Genomic DNA, 21492 nt, shown 5'->3' with positions numbered 1-21492 from the left:
AATCGGCGCCCTTTCTCTTTCACCCATTCTCCACACAATCTCCACGCTCATCCCACACGCCTGCCACCGTAGCTGCCCAGACTCTGCCGTACCTTCACTCGCTACGGAGAGCCGTACCATGACCCGCACCCTGGGCTTCAAGTTGGGCGCCATTGCCCTGCTGATATTGCTGCTGATGATTCCCCTGCTGATGATCGATGGCCTGGTCGACGAGCGCCAAGGCATGCGCTACGAGGTGCTGCAGGATATCGCCCGCAGTTCCAGCTACCGCCAGCAGATCACCGGACCGATCCTGGTGCTGCCCTATATCAAGACCACGCATGAGTGGAAGACCAACGAGAAGACCGGCGAGCGCTATAGCGAGGAGCGTCAGCGTCGCGGCCGTCTGTATTTCCTGCCGGAGCGCTTCGTGCTCGAAGGGCAGGTCGGCACCGAACTGCGCGCCCGTGGCATCTATGAAGCGCGCCTGTACCGCAGCGACAGCCAGGTCAGCGGCCAATTCCGCCTGCCGGCGCGTATGGGGCTGGGCGACGACCTGGGCTTCTACCGCTTCGAGAAACCCTTTCTCTCGGTCGGCATCAGCGATATCCGTGGCATCAGCAACGACCTGCAGCTGCGCCTGAATGGTCAGACCCTGAGTTTCGCGCCGGGTAGCGGTGACGATAACTTCGGCGCTGGCGTGCATGCACCGCTTCCCGCTCTGGATGCGCAGGGTGGGCAAACACTGGAATTTGCCTTCGACCTCAAACTACAGGGCACCGAGCAGCTCTCGGTGGTGCCGGTTGGGCGTGACAGCCGGGTCAAGCTGAACTCCGACTGGCCGCACCCGAGTTTCGTCGGTGAATACCTGCCGAGCAGCCGCGAGATCAGCGCCGCAGGCTTCACTGCTGAGTGGCAGACCAGCTTCTTCGCCACCAACCTGGAAGAGGCACTGCGCGACTGCGTAGGCGGTGATCGTTGCCAGGGGCTGTTCGGCCGCAACTTCGGGGTCAGTTTCGTCGACCCGGTCGATCAGTACCTGAAGACCGACCGTGCGATCAAATATGCGCTGCTGTTCATCGCCCTGACCTTCGCCACCTTCTTCCTCTTCGAAGTGCTCAAGCGCCTGGCCGTGCACCCGGTGCAGTACGCTCTGGTCGGTCTGTCGCTGGCGCTGTTCTACCTGCTGCTCTTGTCGCTGTCCGAGCATCTGGAGTTCGCCCTGGCCTATTTGCTCTCGGCCAGCGCCTGCGTCGGCCTGATCGGCTTCTACGTCAGCTTCGTGTTGCACAGCTGGCGGCGCGGGCTGGGCTTCGGCGCCTTGCTGGCAGCCCTGTACGCCATGCTCTACGGCCTGCTCAACGCCGAGGACTACGCCTTGCTGATGGGCTCGCTGCTGGTGTTCGGCGTGCTCGGTAGCGTGATGGTGCTGACCCGCAAACTGGACTGGTACGGCGTCGGCCGTAGCGCTCCGCAAGCCTGAATCCGAACGGCGCGGCGGGAGCCGCGCCCCTTCTCTGGAGGTAATCCCATGCGTCTTCTCATGCAGTTTTCCGCGTGCCTGGGCCTCGGTCTGGTGGTGGCGGTGATGATCCTCATCGGCTTGATGTTCTGCGGTTGGTTCAACCTGATCGATGGCCTGCTGCTGACGGGCAAACCGCTCGCCAGCCTGAGCCTGATGGTGCTGCCGGAAGGCTTCTGGAACGCCCTGACCGGCATCCAGGATGCTGCGAGCAACGGCACGCTGCGCTCCTTCCTATCGCTGTGCGCGGCGCTGGGCCAGGTCGGCCTGCTGTTGGCGCTGGGCTTCATGCGCCTGTGGTATCGGGCATGAGCGGGCACATCGGTTTGCGTGAGGACGCGCGTGCCGGGCACCTGTTGGCGCTGCGCATCGCCTGGCTGTTTCGCGATGTCCATCATGTGCAGTGCGCAGGTAGCCGCGTAGACTCGCGGCTCGTTGAACGGGAGTGCTTCAAGGATGAAAAAGAGACTGACCATAGCCCTTGGTGGTCTGCTGCTGGCGAGCCTGGCACAGGCCGATGATTGCCGGCAGCAGCTACCCACCTGGATCGAGATGGCTCACCCGGGCCATACAGCCCGTCAGGTGCTCGAGGATGAGCGCGGGCGCTATCGGGTGGATGCCGAACAGAGCATTTGCAAGGTCTGGCCGGCGCGGCCTGAGCTGACCTTGATCGCGATGCCGCTGGTGCGTGCAGAGCACGACAGTCATGGCGAGACGGATCTTGAAGTGCTGCTGCTCGATAGCGTCAAGCAGCAGGTCGTGGCACGGCTGGTGGAGCCCAATCGGTTGGATTGGGATGCGATCTACGTGACGAGGTTGGCCTTCGATACCGCGCCTTATCGCCTGCGTGGGGATGATCTGGCTTTTGGTCTGCGAATCTCGCGCGAGAACAGTTCGCGGGCGAATCCCTTCAGCAAAACGCAGCTGCATCTGTATGAGCTGGAGGCACAGCGCCTTCGACCGCTGCTGGGAGAGTTACCGGTCGCACTGTCCTGGGGCGAGTGGGATACCAACTGCACGGGAGAGTTCAGCGAAACCAAGGGGGTGGTCATCATTACCGAGCGCATCGGTAACCAGGGCTATCGCGACCTGCTGCTCAAGGACACCCGCGTCGAACGACGCACGGCCCAGGGCGATGGCGAATGCCAGACCGTCGAGGAGAGCACGCATCGCTACCAACTGCCTATCGAATACGGCGACGATCGTTACCTGCTGCCGATCGAGCTGGCTTCCGACCCGCTCTGAAGGCATGTAGCCCGGATGCAATCCGGAAACAGTGCAACAGACCATCCCCGGATTGCATCAGGGCTACAACGCTGAACGCCAGGTGAGCGCCGCCCACCTGACGCTCGTGGTTACAGGCTGACCGAAATCCCCGCCTGCAGCGTGCGTGGTTCACCCGGATAACTCCAGACGTTCCAGGCGCGCTCTTCGTAGTGCTTGTCGAAGACGTTGTTCAGGTTGAGATTCAGGCGCACGTTCTCGGTCAGCGGGTAGTAGGCCAGCAGGTCGACCAGGCCATAGCCGTCCATGTCGAAGGTGTTATTACTGGTTTGGCCCTGACGCTCGCTGACGTATTTCAGGCCAATGCCCAGCCCCAGGCCGGCCAGGGCTCCGCTGTCGAACTCGTAGGTGTCGAGCAGGTTGAAGCTGTGGCGCGGCACGTTGGCCAGGCGCGTACCCACCGGCATGGTGGCGCTGGTGCTTTCGGTGAGTTCGGCGTCGACATAGGCATAGCCGCCGATCACCCGCCATTGCGGGGTGATGTTGCCGGCCAGGTTGATGTCGAAACCACGGCTGCGTACTTCGCCGGCAGCGATGCTGCGAGTGCTGTCCAGTGGGTCGCTGGTCAGCACGTTTTCCTTGACGATATGGAACAGCGCGGCGGTCAGGCTCAGGTCGCGGTCGGCCATGTCGTACTTTATGCCGACTTCATGGGCGATGCCTTTTTCCGGGTCGAATGCATTGCCCAGGCGATCCGCGCCACGGTTGGGCTTGAACGAACGCGAGATATTGGCGAATACCGCCAGCTCGTCGGTGAGGTCGTAGATCAGGCCGAAGCGTGGGGTGACGGCATTGTGCGCCTGATCCCAGTCGCCGCCAGAGTTGAGCTTGTCCACGTAGCTCTGCTCGAAGCGCTCGATACGCGCACCCACCTGCGCCTTGAGGCGTTCGGTCAGCGCGATCTGGTCCTGCAGGAAAAAGGCGTAGGACTCCAGTGTCTCGGCGTCGTGGGTGGTGGTACGGGTCAGCGCCGGCAGCGGTTGGCCGTGTACCGGGTTGTACAGGTCGATGGGGTAAGCGCCACCACCTGGCGAGCGGATGATCAGCGAGTTGTAGTTGAACTTGTCGTACTCCACACCCACCAGCAGGGTGTGGGCGAAACCGGCAAGGTCGAAGTTGCCTTCGGCGTTGGCCTGGGCGTTGACGTCGTTCCAATTCAGCCAGCGCTCGTTGTAGTTGCGCCCGACGGTGCTGCTGCCTGCAGGCAGGCCGCTGTAGGCGTTGCTGTTGTTCTCCACGGCGCCGCCGTAGATCTTGCCATCGAGGTACTGCACGCCGCCACGCAGGGTCCAGCTGTCATTGAGCAGGTGCTCGATGCGTAGTTGCGTAGTGGCGTTCTCGTTGGTCAGCTTGCCGGCATCCTTCTCGCCGAGGAAGCGGTCACGCGGCAGCTTGCCGTTCTGGTTGGAGTAGCGGGTAACGCCACGATCGAGCGGGTGGCGATTGTGCAGGTAGTCGCCTTCGAGAGTGACGGCGGTGTCTTCGTTGAGCTGCCAGCGCAGCACCGGGGCGACGTTGTAGCGTTCGCTCTCGACGTCATCGCGGAAGCTGTCGCCGCCCTCGGCCACCAAATTCAGGCGATAGGTGAAGTCGGCCTGTTGATCCAACGCTCCGGTGGTGTCGAGGGTGCCACGGCGCCGGCCCTCGCTGTTGATCTGACTGCCCAGTACGGTGCGGCGCTCAACCTGTGGCTGCTTGCTGACGATATTGAAGGTACCGCCAGGATCACTGCGGCCATAGAGCATGGCGGCCGGTCCGCGCAGCACCTCGATGCGCTCGATGGTGCTGGCGTCGGGCATGTTCGGGTAGCCACGGTTGGCGGCGAAACCGTTGCGGTAGAACTCCTGGCTGTTGAAGCCGCGAATCAGAAACTCGGTCAGGCCCTGGCCACCGAAGTTGTTGCCGCGTTCCACGCCGCCGGCGTAGTCCAGCGCATCTTCCAGGCGCACCGCGCCAATGTCCTGCACCACCTGCGCCGGTACCACGCTGATCGACTGCGGGATTTCATGAATCGGCGTGTCGGTGCGTGTCGCACTGGCCGAGCGAGTGGCGCGGTAGCCATCCAGCGGGCCGTCTGCCTGCTCGCCGGGGGCGGTGATCTGCATTTCTTCCAGCGCCAGCGGGGTGTCGTTGTCCGTGCTGGCGAAGGTGGTATGGCAGGTGAGGGCGGGAAGGGCGAGCAGCGGTACGACCAGGCGTCGCATGGTGTGAATCCTTGGGGCGGGGGGAGGTGAGGGCCCAGGATTCTAATGTTTTAGATAATCATTATCAAATGCGTGCTTGTCGCAAAACTACCTTCGGAAGGCTCGTTTTTCTTCTACAGTTTCAGCGTTTCCCATCAAGTGTCCGAAACGTCGCGATGCGGCTAATACCAATGTCTATCTGTCGGCCAGTGCTGGCCTGCTGATAGCTTGAAGCTGCATCAGAATAAAAATAACCGGAGGCGTCTATGACTTCTGAACAAGCAAATGCCGCGGCCTATTGGAAGGCCAATGTGCGGCTCATCACCTGGAGCCTGATTGTCTGGGCGCTGGTTTCCTATGGATTCGCCATGATTCTGCGCCCGATGGTTGCGGGAATCTCCGTTGGCGGTTCCGACCTCGGATTCTGGTTCGCGCAGCAAGGCTCAATCCTCTTCTTTATCGGGCTCATTTTTCACTACGCGTGGAGACTGAACAAACTTGATAAAGAATTTGGCGTTGAGGAGTAAGTGGTCATGAGCCAATTCGTTATCAACATGTTGTTCGTAGGTGCGTCCTTCGCGCTCTACATCGGTATCGCCATCTGGGCGCGTGCCGGCTCCACCAAAGAGTTCTACGTCGCTGGCGGTGGTGTGCATCCGGTCACCAACGGCATGGCGACAGCCGCTGACTGGATGTCCGCTGCTTCCTTCATCTCCATGGCGGGCCTGATTGCCGCCGGTGGTTATGCCAACTCCACGTTCCTCATGGGCTGGACCGGTGGCTACGTCCTGCTGGCGATGCTGCTGGCGCCCTACCTGCGCAAGTTCGGCAAGTTCACCGTGCCGGACTTCATCGGTGATCGCTTCTACAGTCGTGGCGCGCGCCTGACTGCAGTGATCTGCCTGGTGATCATCTCCGTGACCTACGTGATCGGGCAGATGGCCGGTGCCGGTGTTGCCTTCTCGCGCTTCCTCGAGGTGAGCAACTCCACGGGTATCTGGATCGCTGCGGCAGTGGTGTTCGCCTACGCCGTATTCGGCGGCATGAAGGGCATCACCTACACCCAGGTCGCTCAGTACGTGGTATTGATCGTCGCCTACACCATCCCGGCCATCTTCATCTCCCTGCAGCTGACCGGTAACCCGATTCCGCCGCTGGGCCTGTTCGGTGACCATGTCGAGTCTGGCGTGCCGCTGCTGCAGAAACTCGATGAAGTGGTCCGTGAGCTGGGCTTCGCTGCCTACACCGCCGATGTCGACAACAAGCTGAACATGGTGCTGTTCACCATGTCGCTGATGATCGGTACTGCCGGTCTGCCGCACGTGATCATTCGCTTCTTCACCGTACCGAAGGTGGCCGATGCTCGTTGGTCCGCTGGCTGGACTCTGATCTTCATCGCCCTGCTGTATCTCACCGCTCCGGCCGTAGCCTCCATGGCACGTCTGAACCTGGTGACCACCATCTATCCGGAAGGCGCTACGGCCCCGTCCCTGTCCTACGAAGAGCGTCCTGAGTGGGTCAAGAACTGGGAACAGACCGGTCTGATCAAGTGGGAAGACAAGAACGGCGACGGTCGCATCCAGATGTACAACGATGCCGCACCGGCCTTCACCGCTACCGCTCAGGAGCGTGGCTGGAACGGTAACGAGCTGACCGTGAACAACGACATCCTGGTTCTGGCCAACCCTGAGATCGCCAACCTGCCTGCATGGGTCGTTGGTCTGATCGCAGCGGGCGCCATTGCGGCGGCACTGTCGACAGCGGCTGGTTTGTTGCTGGCGATTTCTTCGGCGATCAGTCATGACCTGATCAAGACCTTGATCAATCCGAAGATCAGCGAGAAGAACGAGATGAGGGCGGCGCGGATATCGATGGCGTGCGCGATTCTGCTGGCGACCTATCTGGGCTTGAATCCACCCGGGTTCGCTGCGCAGGTGGTGGCGTTGGCCTTCGGTATCGCCGCTGCGACCCTGTTCCCGGTGCTGATGATGGGGATCTTCTCCAAGCGCATGAACGACAAGGGTGCGATCTGCGGCATGGTCGCCGGCCTGGTGATCACCCTGCTGTACATCTTCACCTACCTGGGCTGGTTCTTCATTCCGGAGACCAACATGCTGCCCAATACCCCGGACCAGTGGTTCATGGGTATCTCCCCGGCCTCCTTCGGTACCGTCGGTGCGCTGATCAACTTCGCCGTAGCCTACGGCGTATCGATGGTCACCGCCGAGCCGCCGCAGGAAATCCAGGACCTGGTGGAAAGCGTACGTACCCCGAAAGGTGCTGGTGCCGCTCTGAACCACTAAGCATAATCCTGGCCTGACGCCATCTGTCGATGGTCCAGGGTCTGACAGACGGGCCTCCACTGGAGGCCCGTCTTTTTTCGGGAACAATCATATGTTGTGGACTTTGCTTGCCATCGTGGTAGCGGGGCTCGGTGCTGCCGGTATCGCTCTGCTGCTGCGCAAACTGACGCGTAACAAGCTGCCGAAGTGGATCGTGCCACTGTTCGGTGGTTTGGGGATGCTGGGTTATCAGGTGTTCTACGAGTATTCCTGGTTCGAGCATCAGCAGGCGCGTCAGCCCAAGGAGTCGGTGGTGGTTGCGACCGAAACCGGTCACGTGTTCTGGCGCCCGTGGAGCTACTTCGTGCCGATGGTCACTGCGTTCACCGTGCTCGACAGCAAGAGCGTCGTGCGCGAGCAGGTGGCGGATGCGCAAGTGGCCGAGTTCATGCTCTATCGTTTCGAGAAACAGCATATCGATCACGTTTCGCATCGTGCCCATCTGCTCAATTGCACAACTGGCGAGCTGTTGCCGCTGGACGAGAAGCAGCAGCCTCAGCTGGCTCAGCTCAAGCGCATCGACAAGGACGACGCGCTGTATCGTCAGGTGTGTCGCTAGCGCGCTATCCGTGCGTTACGGGGGTGGTGCGCGCAGCGCACCCTGCCCGAAAGCGCATCGGTGCGCGTGACCTGGGTGACCACTCCCTATTTGCGGATGCCTCTCACTGTAGGGTGCGCCGTGCGCACCGACCCTTCACCGATGGTGCCTGACTCGGCCGCTTTTCAGCGCCCGATAGACCCAGATCAATATCCACACCTGCCACCTGCATAGAATCGCCAGCCCCGATTTTTCGAGCTTGCGGTCATGCCTCGTTTTCCCGAACTGTTGTCGCCAGCCGGCACCCTGAAGAACATGCGCTACGCCTTCGCCTATGGCGCCGATGCGGTCTACGCCGGGCAGCCGCGTTACAGCTTGCGCGTGCGCAATAACGAGTTCGACCACGCCAACCTCGCGCTCGGCATCGCCGAGGCGCACGCGCAGGGCAAGCAGTTCTACGTGGTGGCTAACATCGCTCCGCACAACGCCAAGCTGAAGACCTTCCTCAAGGACTTGGCGCCGGTTATCGAGATGGCACCGGATGCGCTGATCATGTCCGACCCAGGCCTGATCATGCTGGTGCGCCAGCACTATCCGCAGATGCCGATTCACCTCTCGGTACAGGCCAATGCGGTGAACTCGGCCAGCGTCGAGTTCTGGCGTCAGCAGGGGCTGACGCGGGTGATCCTGTCGCGCGAGCTGTCACTGCAAGAGATCGAGGAGATTCGCAGCGAGGTACCCGCTATGGAACTGGAGGTTTTTGTTCACGGTGCGCTGTGCATGGCTTACTCCGGGCGCTGCCTACTGTCGGGCTACATCAATCGCCGCGATCCCAACCAGGGCACTTGCACCAACGCCTGTCGCTGGCAGTACCAGGCGACACCGGCCGCAGAGAACGAGTTGGGCGAGATCGTGCGCATGGTCGATCCGACTCTCGGTCAGGGTACGCCGACGAGTCAGGCCTTCGTGCTGCAAGAGGCCGGGCGGCCGGGCGAGGAAATGACCGCCTTCGAGGATGAGCACGGCACCTACATCATGAACTCCAAGGACCTGCGTGCGGTGCAGCATGTCGGGCGTCTAGTGCACATGGGCGTGCATTCGCTGAAGATCGAGGGGCGCACCAAGAGTCACTTCTACGTGGCACGCACCGCGCAGGTCTACCGCCGTGCCATCGATGATGCACTGGCTGGCAAGCCCTTCGACCCGAGCCTGTTGGGCAGCCTGGACTCACTGGCGCATCGCGGTTACACCGAGGGCTTTCTGCGTCGCCACGTGCATGACGAATACCAGAACTACGAGCGCGGCAGCTCGCTTGCGGATCGTCAGCAGTTCGTCGGTGAGCTGACTGGCGAGCGCCGTGGCGAGTTGGTCGAAGTGCGGGTGAAGAACCGTTTTACCGTAGGCGACGGACTGGAACTGATGACCCCGCAAGGCAACCTGCGCTTCACTCTGGAGCAACTGCAGAACGCTCAAGGGCGGGCGCAGCAGGTGGCACCGGGCGACGGCCACATCCTGTACTTGCCGCTGCCGGCAGATGTGCAATTGGAATACGGCCTGCTGATGCGGGATCTGTAGGCTTCTCGTTGGATGCATTGCCTGCCGCAAACCAACCTGTAGGAGCGGCTTAAGCCGCGAATCTTGGTGGCTCCGATGCGCACGAGGCGTGCGGCAAGATGGAGGAGCCTGCTGGTAGGCGATTGGCTGCGTGCGGCTACATGGCCTGCTGGCGCCGACGCCGGCTGGCCAGTTGGCGCTCCAGCTCGCCGAGGCTGTCGATGCCCTGACGGCGTGCCTTGCTGAACAGCATCAGTGCCAGTTCGGCGGTGACCAGTGCGTCGGCACTGGCGTTGTGGCGTTGGTGCACCTGGAGGCCGAATTCGGCGACCCAGTCATCGAGCCCGCCCTGGCGAACACGCGACTGCGGGCACAGCAGCGGCGCGATTTCGGCGACATCGAAGAAGTTGTGCTGCAGGCGATAGCCCAGGCTCTGACGCAGTGCGCGAGCGAGCATGCGCTGATCGAACTCGGCATGGAAGGCCAGCAGCGGGCTGCTGCCGACGAATTCCATGAAGTCCAGCAGCGCTTCGCTCGGTTCGACGCCGCGGGCCACTTCGCTGGGCGCGATACCGTGAATCAGGGTGCTGGCGCTGGCCTGGTGATCGGCGCGGTGCAGGGTGCATTCGAACTGCTCGGCGAAGTCGATGGCGCCGTTGTCGATCACCACCGCGCCGATGGCCAGCACCTGATCGCGGCGCATGTTCAGGCCGGTGGTTTCCAGGTCGAGCACCACGAAGCGCTGCTGATGCAGTGGGCGTTCGTCGAACGCTGCCGGCGCACTCAGGGCCTGGCGGCGTTGCAACTGCTGCTGGGTCAGGGCCGGTCCACGGCCAGTGAACCAGGTGAACTTGCTCATAGCTGATACCTCATGGCCAGGCTGCTCTGCAGGCGCTGCGCCTGGCGGAACGACTCGCGCAGAATACGCCGGTCCAGGTGATTGAGGTGGTCGGGATCGACCCGATTGGAGTAGGGCTGCTCGTCGCGCGCCTGCAGTTGGTGCTGCTGCATGCGCGTCTGCTGAATGAAATGGTAGGCCTCTTCGTAGGCGGCGCCATCCAGTGCGTCGATCACGCCCTTGGCGATCAACGCGCGCAGGCGCTCAAGGGTGCCGACCGCGCCAATACCGTTGGCCAGCGCGAGCAGGCGTGCTCCATCGACGAAGGGCGTCAGGCCCTGCACCTTGAGGTCGAGGGTGTCCTTGTCGGCGCCGGAGCGCGCCACCACGAAATCGCGGAACCGCCCGACTGGTGGGCGTTGGCGCAGGGCGTTCTCGGCCAGCATCTTCTGGAACAGGCTGTTGCTGGCGACGCGTCCGAGCAGCTCTTCGCGCAGTTGCTCGCAGCCTTCGTCCGGGCCCCAGATGGTGCGCAGATCGAAGTAGATCGACGAGCCCAGCAGGTTCTCCGGCGTAGCCTCGAGGACGAAACCGGCGAAGCGTCGCGACCATTCCTGACGTGACAGACACAGCTCGGGGTTGCCGGCCATGATGTTGCCCTTGCACAGGGTGAAGCCGCACTGCGCCAGGCGCTGATTGATCTCGCGCGCAATTGGCAGCAGGCGCTCGCGGATGGCGTTGGCCTCGCTGGCGTTCTCGGCCTCGAAGAGGATGCCGTTGTCCTGGTCGGTGTGCAGGGTCTGTTCGCGCCGGCCCTCGCTACCGAAGCACAGCCAGGTGAAGGGGATGCCCGGGTCGCCCATTTGCTCGAGGGTCAGCTCGATCACCCGGCTTACGGTGTGGTCGTTGAGCAGGGTGACGATATGGGTGATCTGCGTCGAGCTGGCGCCGTGGGCGAGCATGCGGTCGACCAGCAGGCGGATGTCGCTGCGCAGCCCGGCCAGGGTCTCGACCTTGCCGGCATGGCGAATGGTGCGCGCCAGGTGCACCAGGTCGACACGCTGCAGGCTGAACAGGTCGCGTTCGGAAATCACCCCGCAGAGTTTCTCGTGTTCCACCAGGCAGACGTGGGCGATATGCCGTTCGGTCATGGCGATGGCGGCGTCGAAGGCACTGGCATCCGGTGCCAGATGGAAGGGGTTGCGCGTCATCAGGTTGTCGATCGGCTGGGCCAGGTCGATGCCGTCGGCCACCACCCGGCGCAGGTCGCGCAGGGTGAAGATGCCCAGCGGTTTGTCGGCTGGGTCGAGCACCACGATGCTGCCCACATGCTGCTCGTGCATCAGCCGCACGGCATCGCGAACCGGCGTGTCCGGGGCGCAGCCGATGGGTTGACGCATGGCCAGCTCACCCAGGCGAGTGTCCAGCGAGTATTGCGCCCCCAGTGTTTCTACCGCACGCAGCTGTACCTGCTGGTTGACCTGATCGAGCAGGCTGCTGACCCCGCGCAGAGCGAAGTCGCGCAGCGGGTTGGAGACGGCGAACAGCTTGATAAACGCGTGCTTGGCCAGCAGCAGGCAGAAGGTGTCCTCGGCGGCCAGGTGCTCGGTACGCGTTGCACGCTCGCCGATCAGCGCCGCCAGGGGGAAGCACTCGCCAGCGGTGATCTCGAAGGTGGTTTCCGTGCCACGCCGGGCGCTGTGCGGGCGCTCGCCGTGCACGCGCCCCTGTTTGACGATATAGAAGTGCTCGACCGGGCCATCGCTGGGTTTGATGATCGAGTCGCCCTCGGCATAGAAGCGCAGCTGGCAGTGCTCGACCAGGAACGCCAGATGAGCGGTGTCCATCTGGTTGAAGGGCGGGAACTTCTGCAGGAACTCCATGGTGCCGTGGATGTTCTGAAGCACCGCAGTCTTGCCCGCGTCGGCCATTGCGTCGGCCTTGCTCATGGGCTTGCGCCTCGCAGTTTCGGGATGTTGTCAGTGTGGCCCTGGCCTGGCGTGTTGCCCATTGCACCTAAGTAGGGTGCAGGCAACGCAGTTTTGACGAAATTTTGACGTGCACTCAGGCAAACTGCACCGGCCCTCCTATTTCGTAAAGAGCAAGGCACATCCATGCAGTCATCCGTACCAGCTGCCCGTGAGGCGGCGCAGGTCAGTGTTGGTAGTCACCTGGCTTTCATCCTCGGCAGCGCGCTGTGCATGCTGCTGCTCTTCGCCCTGGCCCGTCTGGGGCTGCTGGCCTACAACCATGCGCTGATCGCCGATACGCCGGCCAGCACCTTCGCCGAGGCCTTCGTCAACGGCGCGCGCTTCGACCTGCGCTTGATCGTCTACCTGTGCATTCCGCTCAGCCTGTCGCTGCTCAGCGCCACGGCGATGCGTGCGCGGCGCCTGCATGTGGCCTGGCTGACGGTCGCCACCAGCCTGTGCCTGTTCTTCGCCGTGGTCGAGCTGAACTTCTACCGTGAGTTTCACCAGCGCCTGAACAGCCTGGTATTCCAGTACATGCAGGAAGACCTGGGCACCGTCACCAGCATGATCTGGAATGGCTTCCCGGTGCTGCGTCTGCTGCTGGCTTGGGCCCTGGCCACGCTGCTGCTGGCCTGGCTGTTCCGCCGTATCGAGCGCGCCACCCGGGCACGTGGTCATGCCACGCCGCCGCGCTGGCCTGTGCGCACGGCTGTGTTCGTGCTGTTCCTGCTGGTCTGTGTGATCGCTGCCCGTGGCACTCTGCGCTCCGGCCCGCCGCTGCGTTGGGGCGACGCCTATACCACCGATTCGATGTTCGCCAATCACTTGGGCCTCAATGGCACCTTGACCCTGGTCGACGCCGCCGAAAACTTCTTCTCCGAGCACCGTGACAACAGCTGGAAGGCGACACTGCCGGCTGACGAGGCGCAACAGATCACCCGCGACCTGCTGCTGACCCCGCGCGACAAGCTGATCGACGCCGACCAGGCTGCTGTGCGCCGCCTTTACACGCCGCCGGCCGAAGGCCAGTTGCCGCAGGTGCGCAACGTGGTGGTGATCCTCATGGAGAGCATGGCTGGTCGCTACATCGGCGCCATGGGCAACCAGGACGGCATCACCCCCAACTTCGATGCCCTGGCCAAGGAGGGGCTGCTGTTCCAGCGCGTATTCTCCAATGGCACCCACACCCACCAGGGCATGTTCGCCACCATGGCCTGCTTCCCCAACTTGCCAGCGTTCGAATACCTGATGCGCATGCCCGAGGGCGGTCACCAGTTCTCCGGCCTGCCGCAGTTGCTCAGCGCCCGCGGCTATGACGACGTCTACGTGTACAACGGCAGCTTCGCCTGGGATAACCAGTCCGGCTTCTTCGCCAACCAGGGCATGCGCAATTTCGTCGGCCGTGACGATTTTGTCGATCCGGTGTTCATCGATCCGACCTGGGGCGTGTCTGACCAGGACATGTTCAGTCGCGGTGCCGATGAGCTGGCCAAGCTCGGGCGCCAGGGCAAGCCGTTCTACGCATTGCTGCAGACGCTGTCCAACCACACGCCTTACGCCCTGCCGGAAAACCTCCCGGTCGAACGCGTCACCGGCCACGGCTCCCTGGATGAGCACCTGACCGCCATGCGCTACGCCGATTGGTCGCTCGGCCAGTTCTTCGCCAAAGCTCGCCAGGAACCTTACTTCAAGGACACCCTGTTCGTGGTGCTGGGTGATCACGGCTTCGGCAACGACGAGCAGATCACCGAGATGGACCTGTCACGCTTCAGCATCCCGCTGCTGCTGATCGGCCCCGGCGTGCAGGACACCTTCGGCAGCAGTCGCGACACCGTTGGCAGCCAGATCGACGTGGTGCCGACCATCATGGGGCGCCTCGGTCAGCCTGTGCAGCAGCAGTGCTGGGGCCGCGACCTGCTGGCGCTGCCTGAGGGCGATGCCGGCGTGGCGGTGATCAAACCATCCGGAAGCGACCAGACCGTGGGCCTGGTGACAGGCGATAACATCCTGATCAAACCGCGTGACCGTGATGCGCGCCTGTATCGCTACCAGTTGGGTCACGAGGCTCGTGCCGAGGTGGTCGATGACGCACAGCGGCGCAGCGATCTGGAGCGCAAGCTGTCGGCCTTCGTGCAGACCGCGACCTCCAGTCTGCAGGGTAATACCACGGGGGTGACGGCGGACAAGGCGGCGCAGACTAAGCCCTGACTGCCTGTCGCGGCTAAAGTCCCTCCCATGGGACACTCAACTTTGTGGGAGGGGCTTTAGCCGCGACACTTCCCATAAAAAAACCGCCCCGGAGGGCGGTTTTTTTATTTGCGCAGCCTGCGCATCACAGACCGTTCTTTTCCTTGAACTCGCGACGACGGCGGTGCAGTACCGGCTCGGTGTAGCCGTTGGGCTGCTTGGTGCCTTCGACGACCAGCTCCAGCGCAGCCTGGAAGGCGATGTTGTTGTCGAAGTCCGGGGCCATCGGGCGATACAGCGGGTCATTGGCGTTCTGACGATCCACCACCGGCGCCATGCGCTTGAGGCTTTCGACCACCTGCGCTTCGCTGACGATGCCGTGGCGCAGCCAGTTGGCTAGCAGCTGGCTGGAGATACGCAGGGTGGCGCGATCTTCCATCAGGCCGACATCGTTGATGTCTGGCACCTTGGAGCAGCCGACGCCTTGGTCGATCCAGCGCACCACGTAGCCGAGGATGCCTTGCGAGTTGTTGTCCAGCTCGTTGCGGATTTCCTCCTCGCTCCAGTTTGTGTCCTTGGCCAGTGGAATGGTCAGGATGTCGTCGACCGAAGCCGGGGTGCGCTTGGCCAGTTCGGCCTGACGGGCGAACACGTCGACCTTGTGGTAGTGCAGGGCATGCAGGGCTGCGGCGGTCGGCGACGGAACCCAGGCGGTGTTGGCGCCGGACAGCGGGTGCGCGACTTTCTGCTCGAGCATGGCGGCCATCAGGTCTGGCATGGCCCACATGCCCTTGCCGATTTGCGCACGGCCTTGCAGGCCGGTGGCCAGGCCGACGTCGACGTTGTTGTTCTCGTAGGCGCCGATCCAGGCTTCGCTCTTCATGGCGGCCTTGCGCACCACGGCGCCGGCTTCCATGGAGGTGTGGATCTCGTCACCGGTACGGTCGAGGAAGCCGGTGTTGATGAACACCACGCGCTCGCTGGCGGCCTTGATGCACGCCTTGAGGTTGACGGTGGTACGGCGTTCTTCGTCCATGATGCCGACTTTCAGGGTGTTGCGGGCCAGGCCCAGCACATCCTCGACACGGGCGAAGATTTCGCTGGTGAAGGCGACTTCTTCCGGGCCGTGCATCTTCGGTTTGACGATGTACACGCTGCCGGTGCGGGTGTTCTTGCGGCTGGTATTGCCGATCAGGTTGTGCACCGCGATCAGGCTGGTGAACAGCGCGTCCTGGATGCCTTCCGGGATCTCGTTGCCTTCGGCGTCGAGGATGGCCGGGTTGGTCATCAGGTGGCCGACGTTACGCACGAACAGCAGCGAACGGCCATGCAGGGTCAGCTCGGAGCCGTCCGGCCGGGTGTATACGCGATCCGGGTTCATGGTGCGGGTGAAGGTCTTGCCGCCCTTGGACACGTCCTCGGCCAGGTCGCCTTTCATCAGGCCCAGCCAGTTTTTGTAGACCACGACCTTGTCATCGGCATCGACGGCGGCGACGGAGTCTTCGCAGTCCATGATGGTGGTCAGCGCGGCTTCCATCAGCACGTCTTTCACGCCAGCGGCGTCGGTGCTGCCGATGGGGCTGGAGGCGTCGATCTGAATCTCGAAGTGCAGGCCGTTGTGCTTGAGCAGCACGGCGATCGGCGCGCTGGCGTCGCCTTGGAAACCGACCAGTTGCGCGTCGTCACGCAGGCCGCTGTTGCTGCCGCCCTTGAGCGCGACGACCAGCTTGCCGTCGACGATGGCATAACCGGTGGAGTCGACGTGCGAGCCGGCAGCCAGTGGCGCTGCCTCGTCGAGGAAGGCGCGGGCGAAGGCGATGACTTTGTCGCCACGGACCTTGTTGTAGCCCTTGCCTTTCTCGGCGCCACCTTCTTCGCTGATCACGTCGGTGCCGTACAGCGCGTCGTACAGCGAGCCCCAACGGGCGTTGGAGGCGTTCAGGGCGAAGCGTGCGTTCATCACCGGTACGACCAACTGCGGGCCGGCCAGGCGGGCGATCTCTTCGTCGACATTGGTGGTGGTGGCCTGGAAGTCTTCCGGCTCCGGCAGCAGATAGCCGATTTCCTGGAGGAAGGCCTTGTAGGCAGCCGCGTCATGGGCCTGACCCTTGCGCGCCTGGTGCCAGGCATCGATCTGCGCCTGCAGTTCGTCGCGCTTGGCCAGCAGGGCACGGTTCTTCGGCGCCAGGTCCTTGATGACCGCAGCGGCACCAGCCCAGAACTTGTCGGCAGCAATGCCGGTACCGGGAATGGCCTCGTTGTTCACGAAGTCGTACAGGGCTTTGGCGACCTGCAGGCCGCCGACTTGAACGCGTTCAGTCATCACTTGCCTCACTCTCTCTGAGCTCTACTCAATAGCCGCTTTGGAGACGGGTTTTCCGTCTTGTAGTCCAAAGCGCGGCATACTACATCAAGATCCTGGGGAAATGCAGCGGGGTTGCGTCAGTCTGCGACCAAAAGACTATTTACGGTCACATTCAGTACGCTATGTGTGCAAAAAAGTGCGCTATTGTTCCATAAAAAATGTAAAAACGTACACGATTAATTGAATTGGCTGCTGACAGCGGCGCCAATATGGCCTACGCCACCTCGCCTATACTGCTTTTTACGCATTCTGGAGCCTGCCATGACGGTATCTGCTGCTGTTACTGCCGACCTCATTGATCTCACTCGTCTGTTCGCCGGCTACCTGCGCTTCTATCAAGTGCCGCGGGACGAGCCGGAGATTGCCAGTTTTCTTGGCCAACGCCTGCAGCGCAGGGATTCGCAACTGTTCATCGCCCGAGACGAGGAGGGCTCCGCGCAGGGTTTCGTGCAGCTTTATCCCTTTCATTCTTCTTTGGCGCTGGAACCGGCCTGGTTGCTCAGTGATCTGTATGTCGACGAACGTGCGCGCCGCTCCGGCGTTGGTGAGGCGCTGATGAATGCCGCTCGCGCGCATGCCGAGGCGACCGGCGCCTGCGGTCTGCAGCTGGAAACGGCGAAAACCAACCTGGCCGGGCAGAGCCTTTACGAGCGGCTCGGCTACGTGCGTGACGAGCAGTTCTTCACCTACTGGTTGTCGCTGCGCGGCTGACTTTTTCGAATCCTGTGAATGAGTGAGGTAGTGCATGGATCATCTGGTACTGACGGTGATTGCCGAGGACCAACCTGGCCTGGTCGAGCGCCTGGCGGGTTGTGTGGCTGCCCATGGTGGCAACTGGCTGGAGAGCCGTATGGCGCGCATGGCCGGGCAATTCGCCGGGATCGTGCGAGTGGATGTACCGGCTGAGGCCCATGGTGGCCTGATCAAGGCGCTCGAAGCCCTCAGCGCGCAGGGCATTCGCGTGCAACTGGCGGCCAGCGGCAGCGAGCCGGGCGGGCGCTTCACCGCGATTCGTCTGGAGCTGGTGGGCAACGACCGGCCCGGTATCGTCCGCGACATTACCCGCGTACTGGCGGAGCAGGGCGTCAACCTGGAGAGCCTGCTTACCGAAGTGGCGCCAGCGCCGATGAGTGGCGAGCTGCTGTTCACCGCCGAAGCGTTGCTGGCCGTGCCGGAAACGCTGGCCCTGGAGCAGTTGCAGGCACACCTGGAAACCCTGGCCGATGACCTGATGGTGGAGCTGAACCTGCGCGCCGAGGACTGATATCCACGGCCTGTGTGGATCAGCCTGTGGATAAGCTCTGGAGCCCCGGCGCACTGCTTAGTGCGCCGGGGCTTTTCATTGGCTGGTTAAAAGTTCATCAGAATCAACGGCTTGTGCACAAATGCCGGGGATGGATCTGTGGATAAGCCGGGGGTGACGGGTGCAGCCTCAGGACTGACGCGGCCTGGCGATGCTTGAGCGTTTTCTGCTCAGTACCCTATCGACGCCAGTGCGCACAACCTGAGCGGCCTCGCGACACCCTACGAGGTTCGCAGATACGCCGGCGCGGGTCGTAGGGTGCGCCGTGCGCACCAGCCTTTTACTGCGTCGAGCGCTTGCGCAGGTTCAGCCAGATATCCAGGCTGTATACAAAAAGCCCAGCCCAGATGCAGGCGAAGGCCAGCAGGGTGCTTGGCGAGAAGTGTTCATCGAACAGCAGGATGGCCTGCAGCAGCACCAGGGTCGGTGCCAGGTATTGCAAGAAGCCCAGCGTGGTGTAGGGCAGATGCCGTGCTGCGGCGTTGAAGCACACCAACGGCACTAGCGTGATCGGCCCGGCGGCAGCCAGCCACAACGCTTCGCTGCTGGTCCAGAAGCTTGCCTGGCTACTCATCGCTGCGGGATGCAGTACAAGCCAGACCAGTGCCACCGGTACCAGCAGCCAGGTTTCCACCACCAGCCCGGGCAGTGCAGCCACGGGCGCCTGCTTGCGGATCAAACCGTAGAAACCGAAGGTCAGCGCCAGCACCAGCGACACCCAGGGCAGGCTGCCGACCTGCCATAGTTGTTGCAGCACGCCTATCGCGGCCAGGGCCACGGCCAGCCACTGCAGGCGACGCAGGCGCTCACCGAGAATCAGCAGGCCGAGCAATACGTTGATCAGTGGGTTGATGTAGTAACCCAGGCTGGCTTCGATCATGCGATCGTTGTTCACCGCCCACACGTACACCAGCCAGTTGGTGGCGATCAGCAGGCCGCAGCCGGCCAGCACCGCCAGGCGTTTGGGGTTGTCGCGCAGTTCACGCCACCAGCCCGGGTGCTTCCAGACGAGCAGCAGCAAACCGCCGAACAGCGCCGACCAGAGCACGCGGTGCACGATGATTTCCATCGCCGGTACGCTTTGCAGGGCTTTGAAGTAGAGCGGGAACAGGCCCCAGATGATGTAGGCAGTGAGACCCAGAATGTACCCGCGTTGCGGGTTGGCGGTGGCCATCGAAAATCCTTGGTTAGGCAGCTAACGTTTGCCGCGAAATTCTAGCGCTCTGGCCTCTGCCTTGTCTGTTCGTTCAGCTTTTTCTGTATACCGAAGCGCCGGCAAAGTCGTAAGGCAAACTTTACGCGGCGCGCGCAACTGTATCGGTCTGCGGGGTTGGCGCGGTCGTTGGTAGCCCGGATGCAATCCGGAGCCCTGGGATGTAACGGAAAGCATCGCGGTTGAAGCGGAGTGCTGCCCAGCCGCGCCTACGGGGCAGGTGAACACCTGTAGGAGCGGCTTCAGCCGCGAACGCTTCAGCGCTCGGATAGCCTCAATTATTACGCTCATTTGGGTAGCCCGGATGCAATCCGGGAACTGCGGTTCCGGATGCGATCAGCTCAGAACAGTCGCAGCGGCTCTTCATTCAGAGCGGCCATCTGTTCGCGCAGGGCGAGAATCTGGTCACCCCAGTAGCGTTCGCCGGCAAACCAGGGGAAGGCCATGGGGAACGCCGGATCGTCCCAGCGCCGGGCGATCCAGGCGCTGTGATGCATCAGGCGCAGAGCACGCAGGCCTTCGATCAGCGGCAACTCGCGGGCGGCGAAATCATGGAACTCCTGGTAGCCGTCGACCAGTTCGGCCAACTGACCGAGGCGTTCATGGCGCTCGCCTGCCAGCATCATCCACAGGTCCTGTACCGCCGGGCCCATGCGGCAGTCGTCGAGGTCGACGACATGGAAGGCGTCATCGCGGTGCAGCAGGTTGCCAGGGTGGCAATCACCATGCAGGCGAATGGACGTGTAGCGCGCGCGGGCGAACAGTTCATCCAGGCGTGCGAGCAGATCGCGGGCTACCGACTCGTAAGCCGGCAATAGGCTGCGCGGCACGAAGCCACCGTCGAGCAGGGAAGCCAGGGCGGCGTGGCCGAAGTTATCCACTGCCAGGGTTTCACGATGAGCAAAGGGACGGCTGGCACCGATGGCGTGCATGCGTCCGAGCAACTGGCCGAGGCGGTACAGCTGGTCGAGGTTGCCCGGCTCCGGCGCGCGGCCGCCGCGACGGGGGAACAGGGCGAAGCGGAAGCCGCCGTGCTCGAACAGTGTCTCGCCATCGCGCGCCAGTGGCGCCACTACCGGAACCTCGTGCTCGGCCAGTTCGGCGCTGAAACTGTGTTCCTCGAGGATTGCTGCATCGCTCCAGCGATTCGGGCGATAGAACTTGGCGATCAACGGTGTTTCGTCCTCGATGCCGACTTGATAGACGCGGTTCTCGTAACTGTTGAGGGCCAATACGCGGGCGTCGCTGAGGTAGCCAAGGCTCTCCACGGCATCGAGCACCAGATCCGGGGTGAGGGTGGAAAAGGGATGGCTCATGAACGGCTCCGCATAAGGGGGCACACAGTGTACCTGGCGGATGCGCTTGCCGTAGGGCGGGTACAACCCGCCGCTGAAATGACTGGCGGCTGCATCCGCCCTACAGTTGCGTACCCAGCAGCACCTGGCTGGCGGCGAACTGCGCGCGTACCGGATCGCCCACCTTCAGCATCAGAGCGGCCAGGCGCTCGGGTTCGAGCGACGCGCACAGCGTCTGGCCGTTGGCCAGGCTCACACGTACTTCGCTGGGGCCATCGCTGGCGCTGAGAATCTGCTCGATACGGCCTTCGAGCGCATTGTGCTGTTCTGCAGGCGATGCATCGAGCGGCTGCAGCTCCAGCCAGCCGGCCTTGATCAGGGCGACCACGCTGCTGCCTTCGCTCAGTTGCAGGTTTTCGGTGCTGTCATGGGTGATCTGCGCCTGCAGACGGCCACCGCCTGGCAGTTCGATGTCGATCAGGTCGTTGTGCCCGTGGCGGTGAATAGCGCGTACGCGACCGGTCAACTGGTTGCGCGCGCTGGTGCGTAGCATCAGGCGGCCAAGCAGTTGCAGGTCGGCATCGTCACCGGCGGCCTGCAGCAGTTGCACCTGTAGCGCCTGCAGGCGTTGCTGCAGTGCCAGTAGGCGCTCGCCGGCTGGTGTCAGGCGCGCACCGCCGCCGCCCTTGCCACCGACGCTGCGGCTGACCAGGGGCTGCTCTGACAGGTTGTTCAGCTCGTCGATGGCATCCCAGGCAGCCTTGTAGCTCAGCCCGGCGGCCTTGGCAGCGCGGGTGATGGAGCCTTGTTCGGCGATCTGCTCGAGCAGAGCCAGGCGTTTCGGGCGGCGGCTAAGCAGTTGGGCGATGGGATCGAGCTGCGACATGATTCAGGCATGGCCAAGTAGGATGCCGGG

At 62.9% G+C, this 21492-nt stretch carries 17 protein-coding genes; 10 read left to right on the top strand and 7 right to left on the bottom strand.

From position 1 onward, the window contains the following. Window positions 1-118: 118 nt before the first annotated feature. From creD to BM059_RS16025, 3 genes are all read left to right on the top strand, one after another. Complete coding sequence (gene creD, locus BM059_RS16035; protein ID WP_074939960.1) at window positions 119-1462, top strand: cell envelope integrity protein CreD; 1344 nt, start codon at window positions 119-121, stop codon at window positions 1460-1462. A gap of 48 nt (window positions 1463-1510) precedes the next feature. Next, window positions 1511-1813, top strand: a complete 303-nt coding sequence (locus BM059_RS16030; RefSeq protein WP_037003607.1) for a hypothetical protein — start codon at window positions 1511-1513, stop codon at window positions 1811-1813. A 144-nt stretch (window positions 1814-1957) separates the two neighbouring features. Then, window positions 1958-2746, top strand: coding sequence for a PA3715 family protein (locus BM059_RS16025; RefSeq protein ID WP_074939957.1), 789 nt, complete (start codon window positions 1958-1960; stop codon window positions 2744-2746). 110 nt (window positions 2747-2856) lie between these two features. Here BM059_RS16025 and BM059_RS16020 read toward each other — a convergent pair whose 3' ends face one another. Next, window positions 2857-4989 (bottom strand): TonB-dependent siderophore receptor, encoded by a 2133-nt coding sequence (locus BM059_RS16020; RefSeq protein ID WP_074939955.1) that lies wholly within the window; start codon window positions 4987-4989, stop codon window positions 2857-2859. A 245-nt stretch (window positions 4990-5234) separates the two neighbouring features. Between BM059_RS16020 and BM059_RS16015 the strand changes: the two genes are divergently transcribed. From BM059_RS16015 to trhP, 4 genes are all read left to right on the top strand, one after another. Continuing rightward, on the top strand, window positions 5235-5495 hold the full coding sequence (locus tag BM059_RS16015; protein WP_037003603.1) for a DUF4212 domain-containing protein: 261 nt from the start codon (window positions 5235-5237) through the stop codon (window positions 5493-5495). A 6-nt stretch (window positions 5496-5501) separates the two neighbouring features. Continuing rightward, a complete protein-coding gene (locus BM059_RS16010; protein ID WP_037003602.1) occupies window positions 5502-7271 on the top strand; it encodes a sodium:solute symporter family protein in 1770 nt (589 codons plus the stop codon). Between the two features lie 91 nt (window positions 7272-7362). Then, complete coding sequence (locus BM059_RS16005; RefSeq protein WP_074939952.1) at window positions 7363-7869, top strand: hypothetical protein; 507 nt, start codon at window positions 7363-7365, stop codon at window positions 7867-7869. Between the two features lie 246 nt (window positions 7870-8115). Continuing rightward, window positions 8116-9423, top strand: a complete 1308-nt coding sequence (gene trhP / locus BM059_RS16000) for a prephenate-dependent tRNA uridine(34) hydroxylase TrhP (RefSeq protein WP_074939949.1) — start codon at window positions 8116-8118, stop codon at window positions 9421-9423. Window positions 9424-9559: 136 nt separating this feature from the next. On the opposite strand, the gene BM059_RS15995 is transcribed toward trhP, so the two are convergent. Together BM059_RS15995 and BM059_RS15990 are read right to left on the bottom strand one after the other, a co-directional pair. Further along, window positions 9560-10261, bottom strand: coding sequence for a 3'-5' exonuclease (locus tag BM059_RS15995; protein WP_074939946.1), 702 nt, complete (start codon window positions 10259-10261; stop codon window positions 9560-9562). Then, a complete protein-coding gene (locus tag BM059_RS15990; protein WP_037003590.1) occupies window positions 10258-12189 on the bottom strand; it encodes a putative nucleotidyltransferase substrate binding domain-containing protein in 1932 nt (643 codons plus the stop codon). The genes BM059_RS15995 and BM059_RS15990 overlap by 4 nt, the downstream gene beginning before the upstream one ends. 165 nt (window positions 12190-12354) lie before the next feature. Between BM059_RS15990 and BM059_RS15985 the strand changes: the two genes are divergently transcribed. Continuing rightward, the gene (locus tag BM059_RS15985; protein ID WP_074939943.1) at window positions 12355-14421 is read left to right on the top strand and encodes an LTA synthase family protein; all 2067 of its coding nucleotides are present in this window, start codon (window positions 12355-12357) and stop codon (window positions 14419-14421) included. A 124-nt stretch (window positions 14422-14545) separates the two neighbouring features. Here BM059_RS15985 and BM059_RS15980 read toward each other — a convergent pair whose 3' ends face one another. Further along, entirely contained in the window at window positions 14546-16723 is a 2178-nt protein-coding gene (locus tag BM059_RS15980; protein WP_074939941.1) for a malate synthase G, read from the bottom strand. 303 nt (window positions 16724-17026) lie between these two features. On the opposite strand from BM059_RS15980, the gene BM059_RS15975 reads away from it, so the two are divergent. Together BM059_RS15975 and BM059_RS15970 are read left to right on the top strand one after the other, a co-directional pair. After that, on the top strand, window positions 17027-17476 hold the full coding sequence (locus tag BM059_RS15975; RefSeq protein WP_074939938.1) for a GNAT family N-acetyltransferase: 450 nt from the start codon (window positions 17027-17029) through the stop codon (window positions 17474-17476). Window positions 17477-17510: 34 nt separating this feature from the next. Then, window positions 17511-18029: a glycine cleavage system transcriptional repressor gene (locus tag BM059_RS15970; protein ID WP_074939936.1), complete on the top strand. Its 519-nt coding sequence runs from the start codon at window positions 17511-17513 to the stop codon at window positions 18027-18029. A gap of 319 nt (window positions 18030-18348) precedes the next feature. Here the strand turns inward: BM059_RS15970 and rarD are convergent, their stop codons facing one another. The 3 genes from rarD to BM059_RS15955 all read right to left on the bottom strand — a co-directional run bounded on the left by rarD (window position 18349) and on the right by BM059_RS15955 (window position 21462). Further along, a complete protein-coding gene (rarD, locus tag BM059_RS15965) occupies window positions 18349-19242 on the bottom strand; it encodes an EamA family transporter RarD (protein ID WP_037003020.1) in 894 nt (297 codons plus the stop codon). 380 nt (window positions 19243-19622) lie between these two features. After that, complete coding sequence (locus tag BM059_RS15960; protein WP_074939933.1) at window positions 19623-20597, bottom strand: serine/threonine protein kinase; 975 nt, start codon at window positions 20595-20597, stop codon at window positions 19623-19625. A 100-nt stretch (window positions 20598-20697) separates the two neighbouring features. Then, window positions 20698-21462 carry a TOBE domain-containing protein gene (locus BM059_RS15955; RefSeq protein WP_074939930.1) on the bottom strand — a complete coding sequence of 255 codons (765 nt, stop codon included), beginning with the start codon at window positions 21460-21462 and terminating at the stop codon, window positions 20698-20700. Between the last annotated feature and the right edge of the window lie 30 nt (window positions 21463-21492).

The organism is Ectopseudomonas composti (assembly GCF_900115475.1).
Taxonomy (GTDB): Bacteria; Pseudomonadota; Gammaproteobacteria; order Pseudomonadales; family Pseudomonadaceae; genus Aquipseudomonas; species Aquipseudomonas composti.
This window is presented reverse-complemented; position numbering and strand designations above follow the sequence as displayed.

Excerpts from the sequence above, each read along its gene's own strand:
- rarD (WP_037003020.1), bottom strand. The coding sequence starts at position 19,242 with ATGGCCACCGCCAACCCGCAACGCGGGTACATTCTGGGTCTCACTGCC.
- BM059_RS15955 (WP_074939930.1), bottom strand. The coding sequence starts at position 21,462 with ATGTCGCAGCTCGATCCCATCGCCCAACTGCTTAGCCGCCGCCCGAAA.
- BM059_RS16005 (WP_074939952.1), top strand. The coding sequence starts at position 7,363 with ATGTTGTGGACTTTGCTTGCCATCGTGGTAGCGGGGCTCGGTGCTGCC.
- BM059_RS15990 (WP_037003590.1), bottom strand. The coding sequence starts at position 12,189 with ATGAGCAAGGCCGACGCAATGGCCGACGCGGGCAAGACTGCGGTGCTT.
- BM059_RS16030 (WP_037003607.1), top strand. The coding sequence starts at position 1,511 with ATGCGTCTTCTCATGCAGTTTTCCGCGTGCCTGGGCCTCGGTCTGGTG.
- BM059_RS15995 (WP_074939946.1), bottom strand. The coding sequence starts at position 10,261 with ATGAGCAAGTTCACCTGGTTCACTGGCCGTGGACCGGCCCTGACCCAG.
- BM059_RS16020 (WP_074939955.1), bottom strand. The coding sequence starts at position 4,989 with ATGCGACGCCTGGTCGTACCGCTGCTCGCCCTTCCCGCCCTCACCTGC.
- creD (WP_074939960.1), top strand. The coding sequence starts at position 119 with ATGACCCGCACCCTGGGCTTCAAGTTGGGCGCCATTGCCCTGCTGATA.
- BM059_RS15985 (WP_074939943.1), top strand. The coding sequence starts at position 12,355 with ATGCAGTCATCCGTACCAGCTGCCCGTGAGGCGGCGCAGGTCAGTGTT.
- BM059_RS16010 (WP_037003602.1), top strand. The coding sequence starts at position 5,502 with ATGAGCCAATTCGTTATCAACATGTTGTTCGTAGGTGCGTCCTTCGCG.
- BM059_RS15980 (WP_074939941.1), bottom strand. The coding sequence starts at position 16,723 with ATGACTGAACGCGTTCAAGTCGGCGGCCTGCAGGTCGCCAAAGCCCTG.
- BM059_RS15975 (WP_074939938.1), top strand. The coding sequence starts at position 17,027 with ATGACGGTATCTGCTGCTGTTACTGCCGACCTCATTGATCTCACTCGT.
- BM059_RS15960 (WP_074939933.1), bottom strand. The coding sequence starts at position 20,597 with ATGAGCCATCCCTTTTCCACCCTCACCCCGGATCTGGTGCTCGATGCC.
- BM059_RS16025 (WP_074939957.1), top strand. The coding sequence starts at position 1,958 with ATGAAAAAGAGACTGACCATAGCCCTTGGTGGTCTGCTGCTGGCGAGC.
- BM059_RS16015 (WP_037003603.1), top strand. The coding sequence starts at position 5,235 with ATGACTTCTGAACAAGCAAATGCCGCGGCCTATTGGAAGGCCAATGTG.
- trhP (WP_074939949.1), top strand. The coding sequence starts at position 8,116 with ATGCCTCGTTTTCCCGAACTGTTGTCGCCAGCCGGCACCCTGAAGAAC.
- BM059_RS15970 (WP_074939936.1), top strand. The coding sequence starts at position 17,511 with ATGGATCATCTGGTACTGACGGTGATTGCCGAGGACCAACCTGGCCTG.